This is a genomic window from Acinetobacter sp. WCHAc010034 (assembly GCF_001696615.3).
GTDB lineage: Bacteria > Pseudomonadota > Gammaproteobacteria > Pseudomonadales > Moraxellaceae > Acinetobacter.
On record NZ_CP032279.1, the window covers coordinates 2,230,192 to 2,246,688 of the forward strand.

13 protein-coding genes are annotated in these 16,497 nt (G+C 54.3%); 2 read left to right on the forward strand and 11 right to left on the reverse strand.

All coding sequences use genetic code 11. The annotated features are described in order from the left end of the window. Positions 1–170: 170 nt before the first annotated feature. Positions 171–1,631: an ATP-binding protein gene (locus tag BEN74_RS12275; RefSeq protein ID WP_068909820.1), complete on the reverse strand. Its 1,461-nt coding sequence runs from the start codon at positions 1,629–1,631 to the stop codon at positions 171–173. 215 nt (positions 1,632–1,846) lie between these two features. Then, positions 1,847–2,611, reverse strand: coding sequence for a two-component system response regulator OmpR (gene ompR / locus BEN74_RS12280; protein ID WP_068909817.1), 765 nt, complete (start codon positions 2,609–2,611; stop codon positions 1,847–1,849). 332 nt (positions 2,612–2,943) lie between these two features. Between ompR and BEN74_RS12285 the strand changes: the two genes are divergently transcribed. Next, entirely contained in the window at positions 2,944–5,328 is a 2,385-nt protein-coding gene (locus tag BEN74_RS12285) for a Tex family protein (RefSeq protein ID WP_068909815.1), read from the forward strand. A gap of 60 nt (positions 5,329–5,388) precedes the next feature. Here BEN74_RS12285 and BEN74_RS12290 read toward each other — a convergent pair whose 3' ends face one another. From BEN74_RS12290 to BEN74_RS12325, 8 genes are all read right to left on the reverse strand, one after another. After that, entirely contained in the window at positions 5,389–5,706 is a 318-nt protein-coding gene (locus tag BEN74_RS12290) for a hypothetical protein (protein ID WP_068909813.1), read from the reverse strand. A 64-nt stretch (positions 5,707–5,770) separates the two neighbouring features. Then, positions 5,771–6,850 carry a patatin-like phospholipase family protein gene (locus BEN74_RS12295; RefSeq protein ID WP_068909953.1) on the reverse strand — a complete coding sequence of 360 codons (1,080 nt, stop codon included), beginning with the start codon at positions 6,848–6,850 and terminating at the stop codon, positions 5,771–5,773. A 256-nt stretch (positions 6,851–7,106) separates the two neighbouring features. Further along, complete coding sequence (locus BEN74_RS12300; RefSeq protein WP_068909810.1) at positions 7,107–8,213, reverse strand: hypothetical protein; 1,107 nt, start codon at positions 8,211–8,213, stop codon at positions 7,107–7,109. 70 nt (positions 8,214–8,283) lie between these two features. Then, entirely contained in the window at positions 8,284–9,840 is a 1,557-nt protein-coding gene (locus tag BEN74_RS12305; RefSeq protein WP_068909808.1) for a hypothetical protein, read from the reverse strand. Between the two features lie 374 nt (positions 9,841–10,214). Then, on the reverse strand, positions 10,215–11,834 hold the full coding sequence (locus BEN74_RS12310; RefSeq protein ID WP_068909806.1) for an ABC1 kinase family protein: 1,620 nt from the start codon (positions 11,832–11,834) through the stop codon (positions 10,215–10,217). A 12-nt stretch (positions 11,835–11,846) separates the two neighbouring features. Then, the gene (locus BEN74_RS12315; protein WP_068909804.1) at positions 11,847–12,521 is read right to left on the reverse strand and encodes a ubiquinone biosynthesis accessory factor UbiJ; all 675 of its coding nucleotides are present in this window, start codon (positions 12,519–12,521) and stop codon (positions 11,847–11,849) included. An 18-nt stretch (positions 12,522–12,539) separates the two neighbouring features. After that, a complete protein-coding gene (ubiE, locus tag BEN74_RS12320) occupies positions 12,540–13,484 on the reverse strand; it encodes a bifunctional demethylmenaquinone methyltransferase/2-methoxy-6-polyprenyl-1,4-benzoquinol methylase UbiE (protein WP_068909802.1) in 945 nt (314 codons plus the stop codon). A 136-nt stretch (positions 13,485–13,620) separates the two neighbouring features. After that, entirely contained in the window at positions 13,621–14,325 is a 705-nt protein-coding gene (locus BEN74_RS12325; RefSeq protein ID WP_068909800.1) for an FFLEELY motif protein, read from the reverse strand. Between the two features lie 199 nt (positions 14,326–14,524). Between BEN74_RS12325 and BEN74_RS12330 the strand changes: the two genes are divergently transcribed. Beyond that, positions 14,525–15,943 carry a phosphate--AMP phosphotransferase gene (locus tag BEN74_RS12330; RefSeq protein ID WP_068909798.1) on the forward strand — a complete coding sequence of 473 codons (1,419 nt, stop codon included), beginning with the start codon at positions 14,525–14,527 and terminating at the stop codon, positions 15,941–15,943. Positions 15,944–15,970: 27 nt separating this feature from the next. Here BEN74_RS12330 and BEN74_RS12335 read toward each other — a convergent pair whose 3' ends face one another. Beyond that, positions 15,971–16,483 carry a hypothetical protein gene (locus BEN74_RS12335; protein WP_068909796.1) on the reverse strand — a complete coding sequence of 171 codons (513 nt, stop codon included), beginning with the start codon at positions 16,481–16,483 and terminating at the stop codon, positions 15,971–15,973. Between the last annotated feature and the right edge of the window lie 14 nt (positions 16,484–16,497).

Sequence of the window (16,497 nt, forward strand, 5' to 3'; positions counted from 1 at the left end):
TGTACCGGTCAAAAAAGGCATTTTGCATACCTGTTAGGCTAAGGTCTAATTTTTTGAAAAAATGCGGGTATAAGATTTTTTTATGATTTTTAATCTATTGTTTTTTAATATAAAAATAATGGGTGGTTAAAGGCTAGGCAAAAGCCGTTTGCCTGATATTTGAACGCTTGTTAAAAGCGTTCACTCAGGCTTTGCTTGATTTTGCCCAAAGGGCTGCTGTTCAAAACTTCATCGCTTTGCGGTTTTTTCAGCGGCAGCGAGATGACTGCTTCCAGTCCGCCCTGCGCGCGGTTATGGATGAAGAGCTGGCCCTCATGGATATCGACAATGCGCTTGACGATGGCCAGGCCTAGGCCGCTGCCCTGCACGGTGCGCGCGTCATTGCCGCGCACAAAAGGCTGCATCAGGTCGGCAATTTTATCTGCGGGAATGCCTTCGCCATGGTCAGCCACGCTGATCAGCAGCTGTTCATCATCGGCCTGCGCGGAAATCTCAATCGGCTCTGCGCCGTAGCGCTTGGCGTTGTTGATCAGGTTGCCGATCAGGCGCTTCAGCGACAGGCTGCGGGCCTGAATGACCGGCAGCTCCTGCGACGTGAAGCGGATATCCAGCGGCTTGAACTGAATGATCAGCTCCTGCAGCAGCATGTTGATGTCGGTGTCCTGAGGCTCTTCGTCTGAACCGTCGCGCATAAAGGAAATGAACTGATTCAGGATGGCGTCCATGTCCTCGACATCGTAAATCAGGCCTTCTTTTAAAAAGTCGTCATCCGGCATCATTTCGGCGCTGAGCCGGATGCGGGTCAGCGGCGTGCGCAGGTCGTGCGAAATGCCCGCCAGCATGATGCGCCGGTCGCGCTCGGTCTGATCCAGAGTGTAAATCATGTGGTTGAAGGCCTGATTGACTTCGCGGATTTCCTGCGGGCCATGGTTGGTTTCCAAATAAGGCGCTGTGCCGTTCCGGCTGTAGCTGTTGGCGGCGTCCTGCAGGCGCTTCAGCGGGCGGTTCAGCTGGCGCACCAGCGTGAGGATGATGGCGGCGGAAATCAGCGGAACGCCCAGCAGCCAGGCGAAAATCAGCTCCGGGCTGTAGTTGGCGTAGGTTTTCAGCGGCTCACGCACCCAGTTGCCGTTCATTTCCGGCGTCTGCACCCAAATCCGCGGGCTGGGCTTGAACTGAAAATAAACCGTGGCCTGATCAATTTTCAGTTCCTTGGACAGCTTGTCTTCAATCTGATTGGTGAAGAACTCGGCAATGACTTTTTCCCGGACAGAAGGGTATTCCTTCGGGTCGGTGACATATTCCACCCCGACGCGGTTTTTAAGCCAGGCCTCAATGTCGACTTCGGCATTGTTGTGGAACATGCGCAGCTCAGGGTTGTTCAGCACCTCCAGCTCCAGCGCGAGATAGCGCGCATGCTGCTGAATTTCGGGCAGGTACAGGGTGCGCCAGAAGAACCACAGGGACATGAACAGGCTGAAGAAGACAACCGACAGCACCAGTACGGTGGTGCGCATGGCGGCTGAGCGCGGCTTGACTTTGTCTAAAAAGCGCTCCCAATGGGTGCGCTTTTTTTCCTGATAGGCCGCGTATTTGGTAAATTCCTGCGGGTCAATGGGGTCGAGTTTCACGCTGTATCCTGGATTCAAATTTAAAGCGCTTGTACAGTAAACCGCATCAGATGCGCGCTCAGGCCATCGGCAGCTGTTTGAGGCGGGAAGTGTTCAGCCTTTACAGTTTCTGCGGTTTTATTTTCTTCAAGCGCAGCATGCCGCGCCGCAGCTTAGGCATACTGTAAAGCCTAAAAGGGCTCCGCAGCGCAAGCTTACGGAGCCCTATGCTTTAATTATTCCGCGCCATCTGGAACAAAGACATAGCCTACGCCCCAAACGGTCTGAATATAGCGCGCGCGCGCTGGATTGTCTTCCACCAAGCGGCGCAGGCGCGATACCTGAACATCAATCGAGCGCTCCATGGCGCCCCATTCGCGGCCGCGGGCAAGGTTCATCAGCTTGTCGCGGGTCAGGGGTTCACGAGGATGCTGCACCAGGGCTTTCAGCACGGCAAATTCGCCGGTGGTTAAAGTCACCACTTGGCCTTCGCGGGTCAGGGTGCGGGTTGACAGGTCCAGCGACCACGGGCCAAAGCTGACCACTTCCATCTGCTGGCTCGGCGCGCCCGGCACTTCACGCACCTGGCGGCGCAGCACCGCGCGGATGCGCGCCAGCAGCTCATTCGGGTTAAACGGCTTCGGCAGGTAATCGTCTGCGCCCGCTTCAAGCCCGGCAATGCGGTCGGAGTCGCTGCCGCGCGCGGTCAGCATGATGATCGGGGTATCAATATTGGACTGGCGCAGGCGGCGGCAGATGCTTAAGCCGTCTTCCACCGGCAGCATGAAATCCAGCACGATCAGAGAGAACAGTTCCCGCTGCAGAAGGCGGTCCATTTGCGTGGCGTCGTGCGCAGTTTTGACCACAAAGCCTTTATCTTCCAGAAAGCGCTGCAGCAGCGTACGCAAGCGCACATCATCATCGACAACCAGAATGCGTTCAACGCGGTCAGTGTCGGCGTGTACGGCATCAGTTTTTTCAGCAGGTACCACTAAACTCATGATGTGCTCCTTATTCTTTATTGTCTTCGTAACAAAAGTTGGCGTCGCTTGAGTATACGATTCATTTGTATCTGTTTACTATGTTCTAAAGCAACAAATATTGCAGTTAAAATCAAGACATAGATACCAAATACATACATGCATTGGCGGAATATTCTGCGCGCTTCCTGCCCCTAAATTCATGTTTCGTTAAAACTTTAAGGCAAAAATGTGAAATTGCAGTGAATTGGCAATTAAAACCGCGGGCAAATTAATAAAAACAGTTGTGGATTTTATGGTCTTGGTCTTTATAATCATGGCTTTTAGAACTTATCCTTGTGGGATCACATACGATGACTGACTTAGTTCAGCAGTTGGCAAAAGAAATTGCCGTACGTCCAAATCAGGTTGAAGCGGCCATTAAACTGATTGATGAGGGTGCCAGCGTTCCATTCATCGCGCGTTACCGTAAAGAAGTCACGCAGGGCTTAGACGATACGCAGCTGCGCCAGCTCGATACGCGCTTATCGTATTTACGTGATTTATATGAGCGCCGCGGAAAAGTCATTGAGTCGCTGAAAGAACAAGACAAATTATCGGACGATTTGCTGGCCCGGGTAAACGGCGCCGAAACTAAAAATGCATTAGAAGAAATCTACGCGCCTTACCGCCCGAAACGCACCAGCAAGTCATTTAAAGCCAAAGAAGCGGGCTTAGGCCCAATTGCGGAAAAAATCCTTGCGGAAGCGGCTGACCCTGCAGAAGCGCTGGCCGGCTTCAGCCATGAAGATTACCCGGATGCGGAAAGCCAGCTGGACGCGATTCAGCACATCCTGATTGATGAATGGGCGCAGAATATTGCCCTGACCGCTGAACTGAAAGAAACATTCGCCAAAACCGCAGTGCTGAAAAGCCTGGTGGCAAGCGACGAGAAAAAAGAAGTCGGCAAAAAATTCCGCGATTACTTTGATTTTTCAGAAAACCTGAACAAAGTGCCTTCGCACCGCTTATTGGCGATGCTGCGCGGGCGCCAGGAAAATGTGCTGGGCTTAAAGGTTGACGGCGAAGACCATGCGCCTTTGGCCCGCATTGAAACTGAATACAGCCTTGACGCGGTGCAGCCGCAAAGCCGCCAGGACTTTTTAAAGCAGACCGCCAAGCTGTTCTGGCTGGGCAAGGTGCGTCCAGCAATTGAGCACTCGCTGCTGACTGAAAAGCGCATGGCTGCGGAAGCTGAAGCGATGAAGGTGTTTGCGGAAAACCTGCGCCACCTGCTGCTGTCTGCGCCTGCAGGCGCGCGCTGCACGCTGGGCGTAGACCCGGGCATCCGCACCGGCGTGAAGCTGGCGGTTGTCAATGCTTCCGGCGATGTGCTGGCGCACAGCACGGTTTATCCATTTGCGCCGAAAGATGACAAAGCCGGCTCAATTGCAGAGCTTGCGCGCTTATGCCGCGAATTCAATGTGGATTTAATCGCCATCGGCAACGGCACAGCCAGCCGCGAAACTGAGGCGGTTGTAGCGGAGATGATGGCGGCTAACCCTGACCTGAAATTGACCCGCGTTTCAGTTTCTGAAGCAGGCGCGTCGGTATATTCAGCCTCTGAACTGGCATCGAATGAGCTGCCTGACCTAGACGTTTCGATCCGCGGCGCAGTGTCGATTGCGCGCCGCCTGCAGGACCCGCTGGCGGAGCTGGTGAAGATTGATCCGAAATCGATTGGCGTAGGCCAGTATCAGCACGATGTCAACCAGACCGGTTTGGCCAATACGCTGGATGCTGTAGTTGAAGACTGCGTGAACGCGGTCGGCGTAGACGTCAATACCGCTTCGGCTGCCATTCTTGGCTACATTGCAGGCTTAAATAAAGCCATTGCGCAGCAGATTGTTGAATACCGTAAGGAAAACGGCTGCTTTGACAACCGCCAGGCGCTGAAAAATGTGCCGCGCCTGGGCGAGCGCACCTTTGAACAGGCTGCCGGCTTCCTGCGCATTCAGGACGGTTCTGAGCCTTTGGATGCCTCTGCGGTTCACCCAGAATCTTATGCCTTAGTGGGCAAAATTGCCGAAGCTAAAGCGGCGGCGGTAAAAGACATTATCGGCAACAGTGAAATCATCCGCCAAGTCAAGGCGGAAGACTTCGCCGATGAGCAGTTCGGCCTGCCGACCATTCAGGATGTTTTGTCTGAGCTTGAAAAGCCGGGCCGCGATCCGCGTCCGGAGTTCCGCACAGCGAAGTTCCGTGATGACATCACCCAGGTATCGCAGCTGACTGAAGGCCTGCAGCTGGAAGGCGTGATCACCAACGTGACCAATTTCGGCGCATTTGTGGATGTCGGCGTGCATCAGGACGGCTTGGTGCATATTTCTGAGCTGGCGAATGAATTTGTGGCAGATCCGCATAAAGTGGTGAAGCCGGGTCAAATTGTGCAGGTGCGTGTTTTGACGGTGGATGCAGAGCGCAACCGCGTGAATTTGTCGATGCGTCCTGAAGGTTCAGAAGCGCCGAAAGCGCCGCGCCAGCCGCGCCGTGAACAAGGCCAGAATCAGGAACCGCGCGGTGAGCGCAAGCCGCAGGGCAAGCGTCCGCAAGGCCGTCCAAGCCATGATAAGAATCATGAGCATAAGGACAAAGCGCCGCGCCATGGCCATAAGCCTCAGGCGGCTAAACCGCAGGAAAATAAAATCGGCGGCTTAGGCGCATTATTGCTTCAGGCAGGGATTAAAGGTTCGAAGTAAGCTTTAATTTCTAAAAGAAAACCTCCCGAATGGGAGGTTTTTTATTGCGCTCAGGATGCGTTAAGCATGCAGCAGCGGCACAATCCAGCTGACTAAAATCAGCATAATGCCCAAATGCCCCAGCTTGCGCGTCACATACACCAGTTTAGACGGCGGCTGCTCCAGCTGCCTGGCATATTCTTCCAGGCTGATGCCGTCCTGCTTTTTGCTGCTGAAGAGGAAAGCCGCTAAATCGATGCAGATTAAAATCGTGCCGGCATCCGCCACCACTTCCATTAAATCATAATGAGGAGAAGACAGCGCCATGCCGATCTGATAGCACAGGAATAAGGCGAAGGCCACGCATGCATACTGCACGAAAATCAAAAAAATCCGCATAAAACTCTAATATCTTCGAAATTGCCGAAGATTATACAAGCCTATTCAGGCTGGCGCACCCTCCCTACAGCGGCTGCATAAACTGCGGAAAATTCTGCTTTTCCGCCATTTCCAGAAATTCATCGCCCAGGCGCTGGCTTTCAGCCACCGATTGATTCCACAGCTTGATCCGCTGCTGCTGATCCAGGCCCTTTAAAGTAAAGTCTTTGCGGTCAGGCAGGCGGCCTAGAGGCAGGCTGCGCAGATAATCCGCCGAAGGCGAGAGCAGCAGGGTGCGCGCCTGATTTTCCGGGCTGGCCTTGCGGCTTTTCAGCATTTTGTCAAACCAGCCGGGGGTAATGCTGCCGGTAAAATGCGGATACAGCACAATGCCCTGGCTGCTGAACGGCAGATCCAGATGATAGTCAATCAGCCCGCCGTCGCGGTAGCTGCCTTGCGGCGCATCCTGAATGCCGCGCATGGCCGACATGACGCCGGGGATAGATGCGGAGGCCATCAGCCAGTCCAGCGCATTGCCCTCATGCAGCGCTTGATAATGGGTCGTGAAATCATCCTGCACTTGAAACTGCTGGCCCGCTGCCGGCTGGCTGACCACCCGCTGCATGAAATGGCGGCTGTGCCGGCGGCCAAGCGCATTGCTGCCGATGATGCCCGCAACTGAGGCAAGCAGGGGCAGCGCCTTGTCGCTGGCAAACAAGTGCTGCGCTTTGACTGAAAGCACGGTTAAATGCAGCTGAGGATGATCAATCAGCTGCTGCTGCCGTCCGCCGAGCAAATCCATCAGCATATTTTTGCAGATTTCCGCGACTTCAAAGCGCGACATTTTTTGGTCAAAATGCAGATGGGTATACAGCTCGGCTAAGCGCTCCGTGCCCGCTTTTGCGCCCCAGGCTGCGATGCTGGCAAAGCGCCAGGCGCCAATCGATGAGCCGACAATGGTGCGCCGGCGCGGCGCGCGCGGCAGGAAATTTCCGAAAACCGCCTGATCCAGCCCCTGAATGCCGATGCCTTTTGGCCCGCCGGCCGCGCCGGGCAGAATATCCACCTGGCTGGCCTGCAGGCCCTGTTTTTCGATCAGCTGGCACGCCAGCGCGCCGGCGCGAATGCTGAGTGCGGGAGCGCGTTTTTGCAGAATTTGGGTCATGGCATGGCCTGAAAAATACACGTGTGCATTTATTCTATGGCAAAGCCGGGCTGACCCAATGGCGATAAGCGCCCAATGCTGACTGCAGAGTCATTTTCGCCTCGGCTGAATGCGGTTTTGCGCTAACCGGCTGCATTCAACTAAGCGCTGCTTTCCCGGATTGCCGTTGGCGCACTGCAGCGCAGTCCATTTCAGAATTGAAAAACCGCCTTGCATTGTCAATGCAAGGCGGCCTGAAAGCGGGGAGAGGGCTGATTTAAAAATGATGGAGCTGAACGCCCAGCGAGGCGAGGCCATAGCGCTTATCCAGCCGGTCTGCGGTGATGCTGTTGTATAAAAATGGGATTTGCCCGACAAAATTGTGCTGATACAGTTCGCCTTGCAGGAAGCCTGTAATGTGGGGGCTAAAGTCATAGCTGAATTTAGCGCCTAAGGTATGATTATCTTTAATAGCCTGATTGCCGAAGCTGCTGACCCGGTCATCAATGCGGTCGCGCCATAAGCGTTGGTACTGGTAAGCCAGCTGGCTTTCAAATTTTTTGTAGCGCCAGCTCCACGAACCGCCGATACTGGCAAAATAGCTGTCATAGTTCAGGTCCTGCTGAATATCCAGCCCATAGTCACTGGCGTTTCCCTGAACTTGCATGTCGTTGAGGATAATGCCGCCGACATCGCATGGGCGGGCTAAATTTCCGGTGTACTGATTGCTGCTGTTAACCGCAATATGCATTAAGCAGCCCTGATACAGCGCCTGAATGTCTAGGCCGCTGACTTCAACTTTGCTGTAGCCTATGCTGGCGAAAGCATTCAGCTGATTCATCGGGTTCAGCCGGCGTGAAAAAATGGCGTCCAGCTGCACTTGCCAGTCTTCAGGCGAATCAACGCTGAGCTGATTAAAGGTCCGCGCGTTGACTTGGGTTGGACTGGTTTTGTTCAGCGTGTCGGCCTGATTCAGCCAGAAGCTGCCGCGGAAGCTGACCGCATTATCTTGGCTTAAATTAAAGGCCGGGCTGAAGCGGGCGCCCAGCAAGGCGCTGTGAATTTTATTGCGGTCATCGCTGTAGTCAATTTCACGGCGCCAGTAGGCGCCTTCAATTGACCATGCCGGGCTGAAATCATACTGGGCCGCCAGATGAAAGCCCTGATAGTCGCCTGCAGAGGTATCAGTTACACCTTCATTTTCTCTAAAGTCAAATACATCAATTGTGTCATTGACCGCATCTGCCGCTAAGGTGACGTGCAGTGCTGAGCTTGAAGGGCCAGCCGCCAGGTTTTTGGCTTGAAGGAAAAGGTCATTTGGAGCAGCTGCGCTGTGCAATGAAATGAAAAGGCCGCTGCAGAATAAGGCAAGTTTGCGCTGCATATTTAACACCACTCAAAGTTAAGCCTAAAAGAGCAAAAAGCCAGTCCGGAAACTGGCTTTGAAGCGGTGATCAGTTCAGTTTGAAGTAGGCTGTGAGCGTGCTGCCGATAAAGCTGTCTCCGCCAATATTGGAGGCAGCCGTGGTCAGTCCCAGGCTGGAGTCAACCACATAGGTCATTGGCAGAACAAAAGCGGTGACGCGGACGGTGTCATTGGCTGCCAGCTTGTCTGCGTAAAGCTTGTAGTTGGTTTTTATAAAGTCATTGGTGTCAATCAGGTTCTGCAGCGAAATAGCGCCGCCGTTTGCTGCAATGTTGACATCACTGGTGAGCGTGATGCTGGACTGGCTTACGCTGCTGACCGTAGACGCAATGCTGATTTTTGTTCCAGCAGGAATCACCGCTGAGGTAATGGCGCCGCTGCTGCTGTAGTTTAGGGCGATATTGCTGATGGAGACATCCAGCGTTTGCTGAGCAGCGCCGCGCTGCACCGCCAGATTAAAGGCCAGCTTCACAGTATCTTTAAGCGCCGTGCTGGTATTGTCCAGCTTAAAGTCGACGGTCAGCGCATTGCTGATGCCGGCTCGATTGATCGGCAAAGGCGCAGCGCTGCTGGAGTTTTTAAGCTCAGCGATTGACTTGCCCGCCAAGCTGAAGCCGGAATACACAGGCGTTTTTAAGTTGTTTTTAATAGCGTCTTTAATGTTTGGATCTGTTTGAATGGTGGTTTGCAGATTTTTCGCCGTGCCTCCTGCAGTGACGGCCCCATTCAGCGTATTGGAAATTGATGTGATGTTGGCGCTGATTTGATTACTCAAAGATGGATCGATATTGGCATTCGGGTCATTGATGACAGTGCCTGCATCACTCACAGCTTTGGTTAAAATGGCATTCAGCGCAGTATTGCTGATGATTGCATCATTGGTTGGGAAAAGCGTATTGGCGGCAGTCTGGCTGATAATTGAACTGAAAGCGATTTCCGTTGCTTTTTCTCTGCTGATTGGATAGCTGCCGTCGCTTTTGTTCAGCGCCTGCAGGTTATCTTCAACTTGGTTTGCCAGCTGCTGTACAGCAAAAATAATCGCCATATCGCGCGCAGGGGCGTCATCCCGGACAGGATCATACTGGGCTAAGTCAAAATCTGCAGCTTGCAGCTTGGTAATGGTTTCAGGGCTGAGGCCCAGCTTTTCTAAAATAGGCTTGATGTCCGCGTTGCTGCTGGAGCCTAAGTAAGACTGCAGCGTGGTCAGCGGACTGATGACAGTTGAATTGCTGCTCAGCGATTGCAGGTTCGTGCTTTTTAGCTTTAATGCCCCGGTAAACGGCAGCCCGGTTCCAATATCGGTACCGCCAGTTACAGTAATGGCTGAACTTTGGCAAGAGGCCGTGGTTTGAAATGTAAATTTGCCGTCATCATCTGTTTTTACAAAAACTGGCAGGCCGGCGGAATCTTTACAGTCATCGAATTGAACTGTGGCATCGGCTAAGTAAAAATCAACTGCCGTGCCGCTGACGGTTTTAGGCTGAAATGGCGCTTCGCTGTTGTAATTATTGCTGCCGCCGCAGGCGGTTAATAAGGCGGATAAGGCCACAGCCAGAACTGAATATTTAAAGGTGTTATTAAGCATTGTTTTTCCCCATAAAAATAATTATTAAGATGCTGTTCTGTGGTTATAGCAAAAAAAATAAGCAAAAAAACACACAGTCCAGCATTCATATGAATTGTCAGCATGACTTTTCGTGAAATTAAATCGTGAAATCAGTCTTATTTTTCAGTGATTGCCTGAGCAAGTTATTTGATTTTATGGGTGTTTTTTGAACAAATTTTAAAAATAAAGAATTAATAATCACTTGAATATTTTTTAAATTTTATTCGTAACATTTTGTATTTTATGTAATTTTAACTTTTATGGTCTATTTTTCAGTAAAACGGCTTTAAACTGCTGAAAAAACGCAGGCCGGCCATCAGTCAACTGGCCAGCCTGCGCAGGGTGATCTGCGCTTATTTAAAAATCCGCCAGAGCGCAGCAAGGCAGGCCAGCGCAATCAGCACAATAGAGGCGTACCACGGCGCAATCACCGCAATAGACAGCAGCACCGCCATCAGGCTGCCGAAAATCCAGCTGCGCTTCTGCTGATGCTCCATCTGCAGGCGCATGCTCTGCAGCTCATGCAGCTGCTTGGCATGCCAGGCTGACTGGTTCTTCAAGCCGTTCAGGCTGTCAATCATCAGGGTCGGCCAGTCCTGCGCGCCCAGCAGCAGGTCAGGAATCTTCTGCCCCAGCTCTTTCAGGTTTTTCTGCGGGTTCATTTGCGCCTTGATCCAGTCGCTGAGGATTGGCTTCGCCAGGCTCCAAATGTCCAGCTCCGGATACAGGTCTGTGCCTAAGCCTTCCACATGCACCAGAGTTTTCAGCAGCAGCATCAGCTGCGGCGGAATTTCCAGATGGAAGCGCCGCGCAATATCCATCACGCCAATCAGGATGCCGGCAAAGTCCAGCTCGTGCATCGGCTTGGACACCATTGGCCCGACGGTGCGGCGCATTTCGCGCGCCAGCGCATCCTGATCGGTGCCGGGCGGAATCCAGCCGGCCTGATGGACAATCTGAATCAGCTGCATGAAGTCGCTGTTCATCACCGCCAGCAGCATGCGCGCCACGGTCATCTGGTCGTGCCTGGACAGCTCGCCCATAATCGCGCAGTCCAGCGCGATAAAGCGCGGATTGGCCGGATTGATGGTTTCCACAAAGACGTTGCCGGGGTGCATGTCGGCATGGAAGAAGTTGTCGCGGAACACCTGAGTAAAGAAAATGGTCAGGCCTTTTTCCGCCAAGTCCCTGCGGTCCATGCCCAGCCGGTCAAAGGTTGCCGTATCTGAAATCGGCACGCCCGTAATGCGCTCCGCCACCATCACGTCGCTGCTGTCCATATAGACTTCCGGCACGTACATCATGCTGGAGCCGGTAAAATAGTGGCGCATGCGGCGGGTATTGTCGGCTTCCAGCGTCAGGTCCAGCTCTTTCAGGATAATCTGGCGGTAGTCCTGAATAATTTCAGACAGGTGCAGGGCGCGGGCGGCTTCAAGGCGCTTTTCCAGAAAATTGCCCAGCCATTGCAGGATTTCAAAATCCTGCAGGATTTGGCTGCGGATGTCGGGGCGGGTGACTTTCACCACCACTTCGCGGCCGTCATGCAGGGCTGCGGTATGCACTTGCGCAATTGAGGCCGCCGCTAAAGGCTGTTCATCAAAGCGGGCAAACAGGGTGCCGATGTCAGCCTTCAGCGACTGCTGAATGCGCATTTTCGCCACATCCGAACCGAAGGGCTTGACCCGGTCCTGCAGCAGCACCAGCTGCTGCAGGATTTCAGGCGGAATCAGGTCGCGGCGGGTGGACAGCAGCTGCCCCAGCTTAATCGCCAAAGGCCCCATATCTTCCAGCGCCTGCTTCAGCTTGAGCGGATTCTTGCGCTCCCTGCTGGACCATGCGGCCGGGTGCATGCGGATGACGCGCAGGATATGGCGCGCTTTTTCAGGCAGCTCTTCCGCAGGGAACAACGTGTCGAGTCTATAGTGCGCGGCGATGCGCCAAAGGTCGAGTAAACGTGTAAGGTGCGGAATCATAAGAGCAAATACCTAGTTTTGAGTTGTATCTTGTAAAGCGTCAATGTGCGCCTGCAGCTGCCGGATTTTGGCTTCTGCGCGGGCTAAATTCTGATTAAGCAGGCGGGTATCCTGATTCAGGTCATCCATCTGCCAGCGCGGCGCCAGCAGGCCGGCGTCTTCCTTCAAGGCGTCTTCGGCAAAGAACAAATGGCTTTGCAGCGCGCGCTTCAAATGCTTCGGCGCCAGCTGAATTTTGCCGATCTCATGCGCGAGGGCAGGGCCGATCCACGGCGATAAATGCGCAGCCAAGTCAGGCTCGGCCTGGCTGATGATGCGCTGAATTTCCTGCAGCAGGCGGTAGTCGCCCTGCACAGGAATCGTGCCGACTTCATCCGCCAGCAGCAGCCGGATCAGTTCAACGCTGTTCTTGACCTGCAGCGTGGCTGCGGCTTCGGCCATTTGAGCGGCCTGTTCAAACGGGCGCTGCTCAAAAATGGAAGCGCTTTCAGCATGCCCCGCGGCGGTTGGCTCCAGGCGGACTTTGCCGTCATCAAAGAACACATCAACCGACAGCTGCGGCGAGCCAATCACCACCCGCAGCATTTTGCCCTGCAGCGCGTTGAGCTGGATGCGGCTCAGCGCATCCAGGTCAATGATATGGTGAATTAATCGTTCGGCGGCGCCCAGCGCCAGAATTGCCCACATAAGTCTGACCTGAGCCGCTTAGAGCTTAAAGCCACGGTGAACCGCGACAATGCCGCCGGTCAGGTTGTGGTAGTCGCAGTTCTGGAAGCCGGCATTTTCCATCATGCCTTTCAGCGTGCGCTGGTCCGGATGCATGCGGATTGATTCGGCCAGGTATTTGTAGCTTTCGGCGTCATTGGCGATGATTTTGCCCATGACCGGCAGCGCGGTGAAGGAATACAGGTCGTACAGCTTGGAGAACGGCTCAAATACCGGCTTGGAAAATTCCAGCACCAGCAGGCGGCCGCCCGGCTTCAGCACGCGGTACATGGCCGCCAGCGCTGCGTCCTTATCGGTCACGTTGCGCAGGCCGAAGGAAATGGTCAGCAGGTCAAAGCTGTTGTCGGCAAACGGCTCCAACGTTTCCGCATTGGCTAACACAAAATCGACATTGGTGCAGCCGGCGTCAATCAGGCGGTCACGGCCGACGTTCAGCATGGATTCGTTGATGTCTGACAGCACCACATGGCCTGTCGGGCCGACTTCACGGCTGAAGACTTTGGCCAGGTCGCCTGTGCCGCCGGCAATGTCCAGCACATGCTGGCCGCGGCGCACGCCGGACATATTGATGGCGAAGCGCTTCCACAGGCGGTGAATGCCGAATGACATCAGGTCATTCATAATGTCGTATTTGCTGGCCACGGAATGGAACACTTCCGCGACTTTCTGCGCCTTGTCTTCGCTGCTGACGGTCTGATAGCCGAAGTGCGTGGTTGCGCCGACGTTGCCGGTGTTGGCGCCGCGCGGCAGGTTGTATTTCGGCACTGAGCCGGCTGCCGGCGCATCGCTCAGGCGCTGCTCCAGAGACTGCTGCTGGCCCTGCGGCGCGCCCTGCGGCAGCGGTTCGGTTAAGAATGGACTCGCGGTGTCTTTGTTTTGTGACGGCTCGGCGGCTGCGGCCGGCGTTTGATTTTCATTAGACATGAGAGTCGCTCCTAACAGAAAAATAGGGTGAATGCTGCGGTGCATGCATGATGACAGATTCTTGGCGCTTATACAGCAGTCATCATGCAATTGTTATGAATAATATACAGAAAAGTTCAGGTTTTGCGCGCAGTCTTTACTGGAATGGCGCAGCATCGCCGGCATGCACTTTGGCGATAATCTGCCGCTCAACCGCGCTGAAGTCCTTGACGAACTTCTCTGCAGACTTTAGCGGTTTCATGGCCAAAAAGCCATCCTGCATGAATTCATACATGACGTTAAAGCTGTATTTGGCGGCTGCGCCCTTGCACATTTTAAAGGCAGCGTAGACTACAAATGAGCGCATGTAGGTGTCCAGGCTTTTGCCCAGCAGGTCCAGCAGCTCCAGCTGCTGCAGGCGCCCCTGGCCCTGATCCAGCTTTAAGTAGGTCTGGCGCATCATTTCATCGGTCAGCGCTTCATGGGGATGATAGTCCTGCAGCAGCTGCATGGCGACCTGCTCATCCAGCTGCACCGCTAAAATCGCCAGGGATACGCCGGAGGTGCCGGTTTTAATGGCATTTTCCGGAATCAGCTTTTCGGCCTTGTGCGCATATTTGTTCAGGCGGGCAATCTGCTGCGCCAGCGCGTCAAAGTCCGGCCCGCCGTACAGCCGGTTCAGGAAGTATTCGGCCATCAGCGCATTCTGCTTTTCGGCAAAATGCCGGGCGTGGGTGCGCTGCATGCGCAGTTTCTGCCAGGCCTGCACATCCTGCAGGCGCTGGTAAATTTCCGGATTCTTATGGTAGCTCAGCTGGTAATACTGGTCTAAAAGGCCATCTAAAGCGGCAAGCTTGGACATGCGGCGTCTCAATTATTTTCAGGGTTGTGCAAATCTTAGAGCCAGTTGCCTCCGCCCGCCATGACAAATTGACAGAAAATTGCCCTGCAGGCGGCCAGTCGGCACAAAAAAAATGCTGCATAAAACTGCAGATTGAGCATTCAGGGCGCTTAAAGGCTTGGCTATACTGCAGATTAACAACAATAGATCAGAGAATAATATGGCGGCGCAGGATAACGAAATGAAGCTGATGGATCCGGATCAATTATCGCTGGAATTGGTTGAGGCGCAGTACGCATTAAAGGAAACCCGGGGCAAGAGCAATGCCAAAAGCGTGCTGATTCTGGTCAGCGGCATAGAGCTGGCCGGCAAGGGCGAAGCGGTCAAGCAGCTGCGGGAATGGGTCGATCCGCGCTACCTGCGGGTCAAGGCGGATGCGCCGCAGGCCTTTAACCATAAGCAGGCCTTCTGGCAGCCGTATGCGCGCTTCATTCCCGCGGAAGGGCAGATTATGGTGATGTTCGGCAACTGGTACAGCGACTTGCTGTCGACCGCGATGCATGTGTCGAAGCCGATTGATGAAACCATGTTTGACGAATATACGGAAAATATGCGGGCTTTTGAGCAGGACCTGAAAAACAACAATGTGGATGTGATCAAGGTCTGGTTTGACCTGTCGTGGAAGTCGCTGCAGAAGCGCCTGGATGACATGGCCCCCGGCGAAATGCACTGGCATAAGCTGCACGGCCTGGACTGGCGCAACAAAAAGCAGTATGACAGCCTACAGAAGCTGCGCCAGCGCTTTACCGGCGACTGGCAGGTGATTGACTGCGAAAATGAGGAGGAGCGCGACCAGCAGTTTGCGCAGTACATCCTGCGCACCCTGAGGCATTGCCCGGAGCATCAGACCAAGGCCAAAGCGAGCTGGAATCAGGCCCAGGTGCCTGAGTTCCTGCTGGCACCGTCTGAAAGCGTGCTGGAAAAAGAGGAATACCAGCAGGAGCTGAAAAAGCTCAGCAAGAAAGCCGCCGAAGCGATGCGCCTGGACAGCCGCAATGTAGTGATTGTGTTTGAAGGCATGGACGCGGCCGGCAAGGGCGGCGCGATCAAGCGCATTGTGAAAAAGCTCGATCCGCGCGAATATGAAATCCATACCATTGCGGCGCCGGAACAGTATGAGCTGCGCCATCCGTATTTATGGCGCTTCTGGACCAAGATCCTGCCTGAAGAAAAAATCAGCATTTTTGACCGCTCATGGTATGGGCGGGTGCTGGTCGAGCGCGTTGAAGGCTTCGCCAGCGGCGTGCAGTGGCAGCGCGCCTATGATGAAATCAGCCGCTTTGAAAAAGACCTGCATGACAGCCAGACGGTGGTGATCAAGTTTTGGCTGGCAATCAGCAAGGACGAGCAGGAGGCGCGCTTCAAGGCGCGGGAAGGCACGCCGCACAAGCAGTTTAAGATTACCGAAGAAGACTGGCGCAACCGCGAACGCTGGGATGACTACCTGCATGCCGCCGCCGATATGCTGGAGCGCACCGACAGCCGGCATGCGCCGTGGCATGTGATCGCCGCCAATGATAAAAATTCCGCGCGGCTGGAAGTGCTGCGCGCGATCCTCAGGCAGCTGAAGGCGGAATAGCCTGCCTGCGGCTTGCAGCGGGCGCGCTTACTGCACCGCTGCGGCCTGAGCCTGCTGCTTCTGCTGAATGCTTTTGGCCAGGCGGTAGCAGTCTTCGACATGCGCATCGGCGACTTTTTTCATCACGAAATAGCCCAGGCCGGCGGCGATGGCCTGCCCGCCAAGCGGAATAAATTTAGTCACCTGCTTGGTGATGTATTTGGCGGCCGCGTTGTTGATGGATTTTTTCACCGCCGTGCGCGCCACCACCAGTCCGGAAAATTCCACGCCGCGCTTGCGCAGCTCATGCCAGTGCACCTGCTTGGTGGCCGGGTCATAGACGCTGATCTGCTCCGGCGACAGGCCGAAGCGGGCATTGATCTCGGGAATCAGCTGCGACAGGATGCCGACATCAATCACCACATCAAAAAACGGCACGGGCACGACGGCGGCGCCTGCAGAAAAATAGGCGCGCTTTTTGGCCAGTTCCAGACATTCGGCGCGGATGAGTTCTAAATTCAGGCGGGGGTCGATCGCATCAGGAATATGGTCTATTTTCATCGGGGCATACCTTC

What these genes read in the sequence shown, in the direction of transcription:
- ompR (WP_068909817.1), bottom strand. Translation starts at nt 2,611, where the DNA reads ATGAGTTTAGTGGTACCTGCTGAAAAAACTGATGCCGTACACGCCGAC.
- BEN74_RS12285 (WP_068909815.1), top strand. Translation starts at nt 2,944, where the DNA reads ATGACTGACTTAGTTCAGCAGTTGGCAAAAGAAATTGCCGTACGTCCA.
- BEN74_RS12290 (WP_068909813.1), bottom strand. Translation starts at nt 5,706, where the DNA reads ATGCGGATTTTTTTGATTTTCGTGCAGTATGCATGCGTGGCCTTCGCC.
- BEN74_RS12295 (WP_068909953.1), bottom strand. Translation starts at nt 6,850, where the DNA reads ATGACCCAAATTCTGCAAAAACGCGCTCCCGCACTCAGCATTCGCGCC.
- BEN74_RS12300 (WP_068909810.1), bottom strand. Translation starts at nt 8,213, where the DNA reads ATGCAGCGCAAACTTGCCTTATTCTGCAGCGGCCTTTTCATTTCATTG.
- BEN74_RS12305 (WP_068909808.1), bottom strand. Translation starts at nt 9,840, where the DNA reads ATGCTTAATAACACCTTTAAATATTCAGTTCTGGCTGTGGCCTTATCC.
- BEN74_RS12310 (WP_068909806.1), bottom strand. Translation starts at nt 11,834, where the DNA reads ATGATTCCGCACCTTACACGTTTACTCGACCTTTGGCGCATCGCCGCG.
- BEN74_RS12315 (WP_068909804.1), bottom strand. Translation starts at nt 12,521, where the DNA reads ATGTGGGCAATTCTGGCGCTGGGCGCCGCCGAACGATTAATTCACCAT.
- ubiE (WP_068909802.1), bottom strand. Translation starts at nt 13,484, where the DNA reads ATGTCTAATGAAAATCAAACGCCGGCCGCAGCCGCCGAGCCGTCACAA.
- BEN74_RS12325 (WP_068909800.1), bottom strand. Translation starts at nt 14,325, where the DNA reads ATGTCCAAGCTTGCCGCTTTAGATGGCCTTTTAGACCAGTATTACCAG.
- BEN74_RS12330 (WP_068909798.1), top strand. Translation starts at nt 14,525, where the DNA reads ATGGCGGCGCAGGATAACGAAATGAAGCTGATGGATCCGGATCAATTA.
- BEN74_RS12335 (WP_068909796.1), bottom strand. Translation starts at nt 16,483, where the DNA reads ATGAAAATAGACCATATTCCTGATGCGATCGACCCCCGCCTGAATTTA.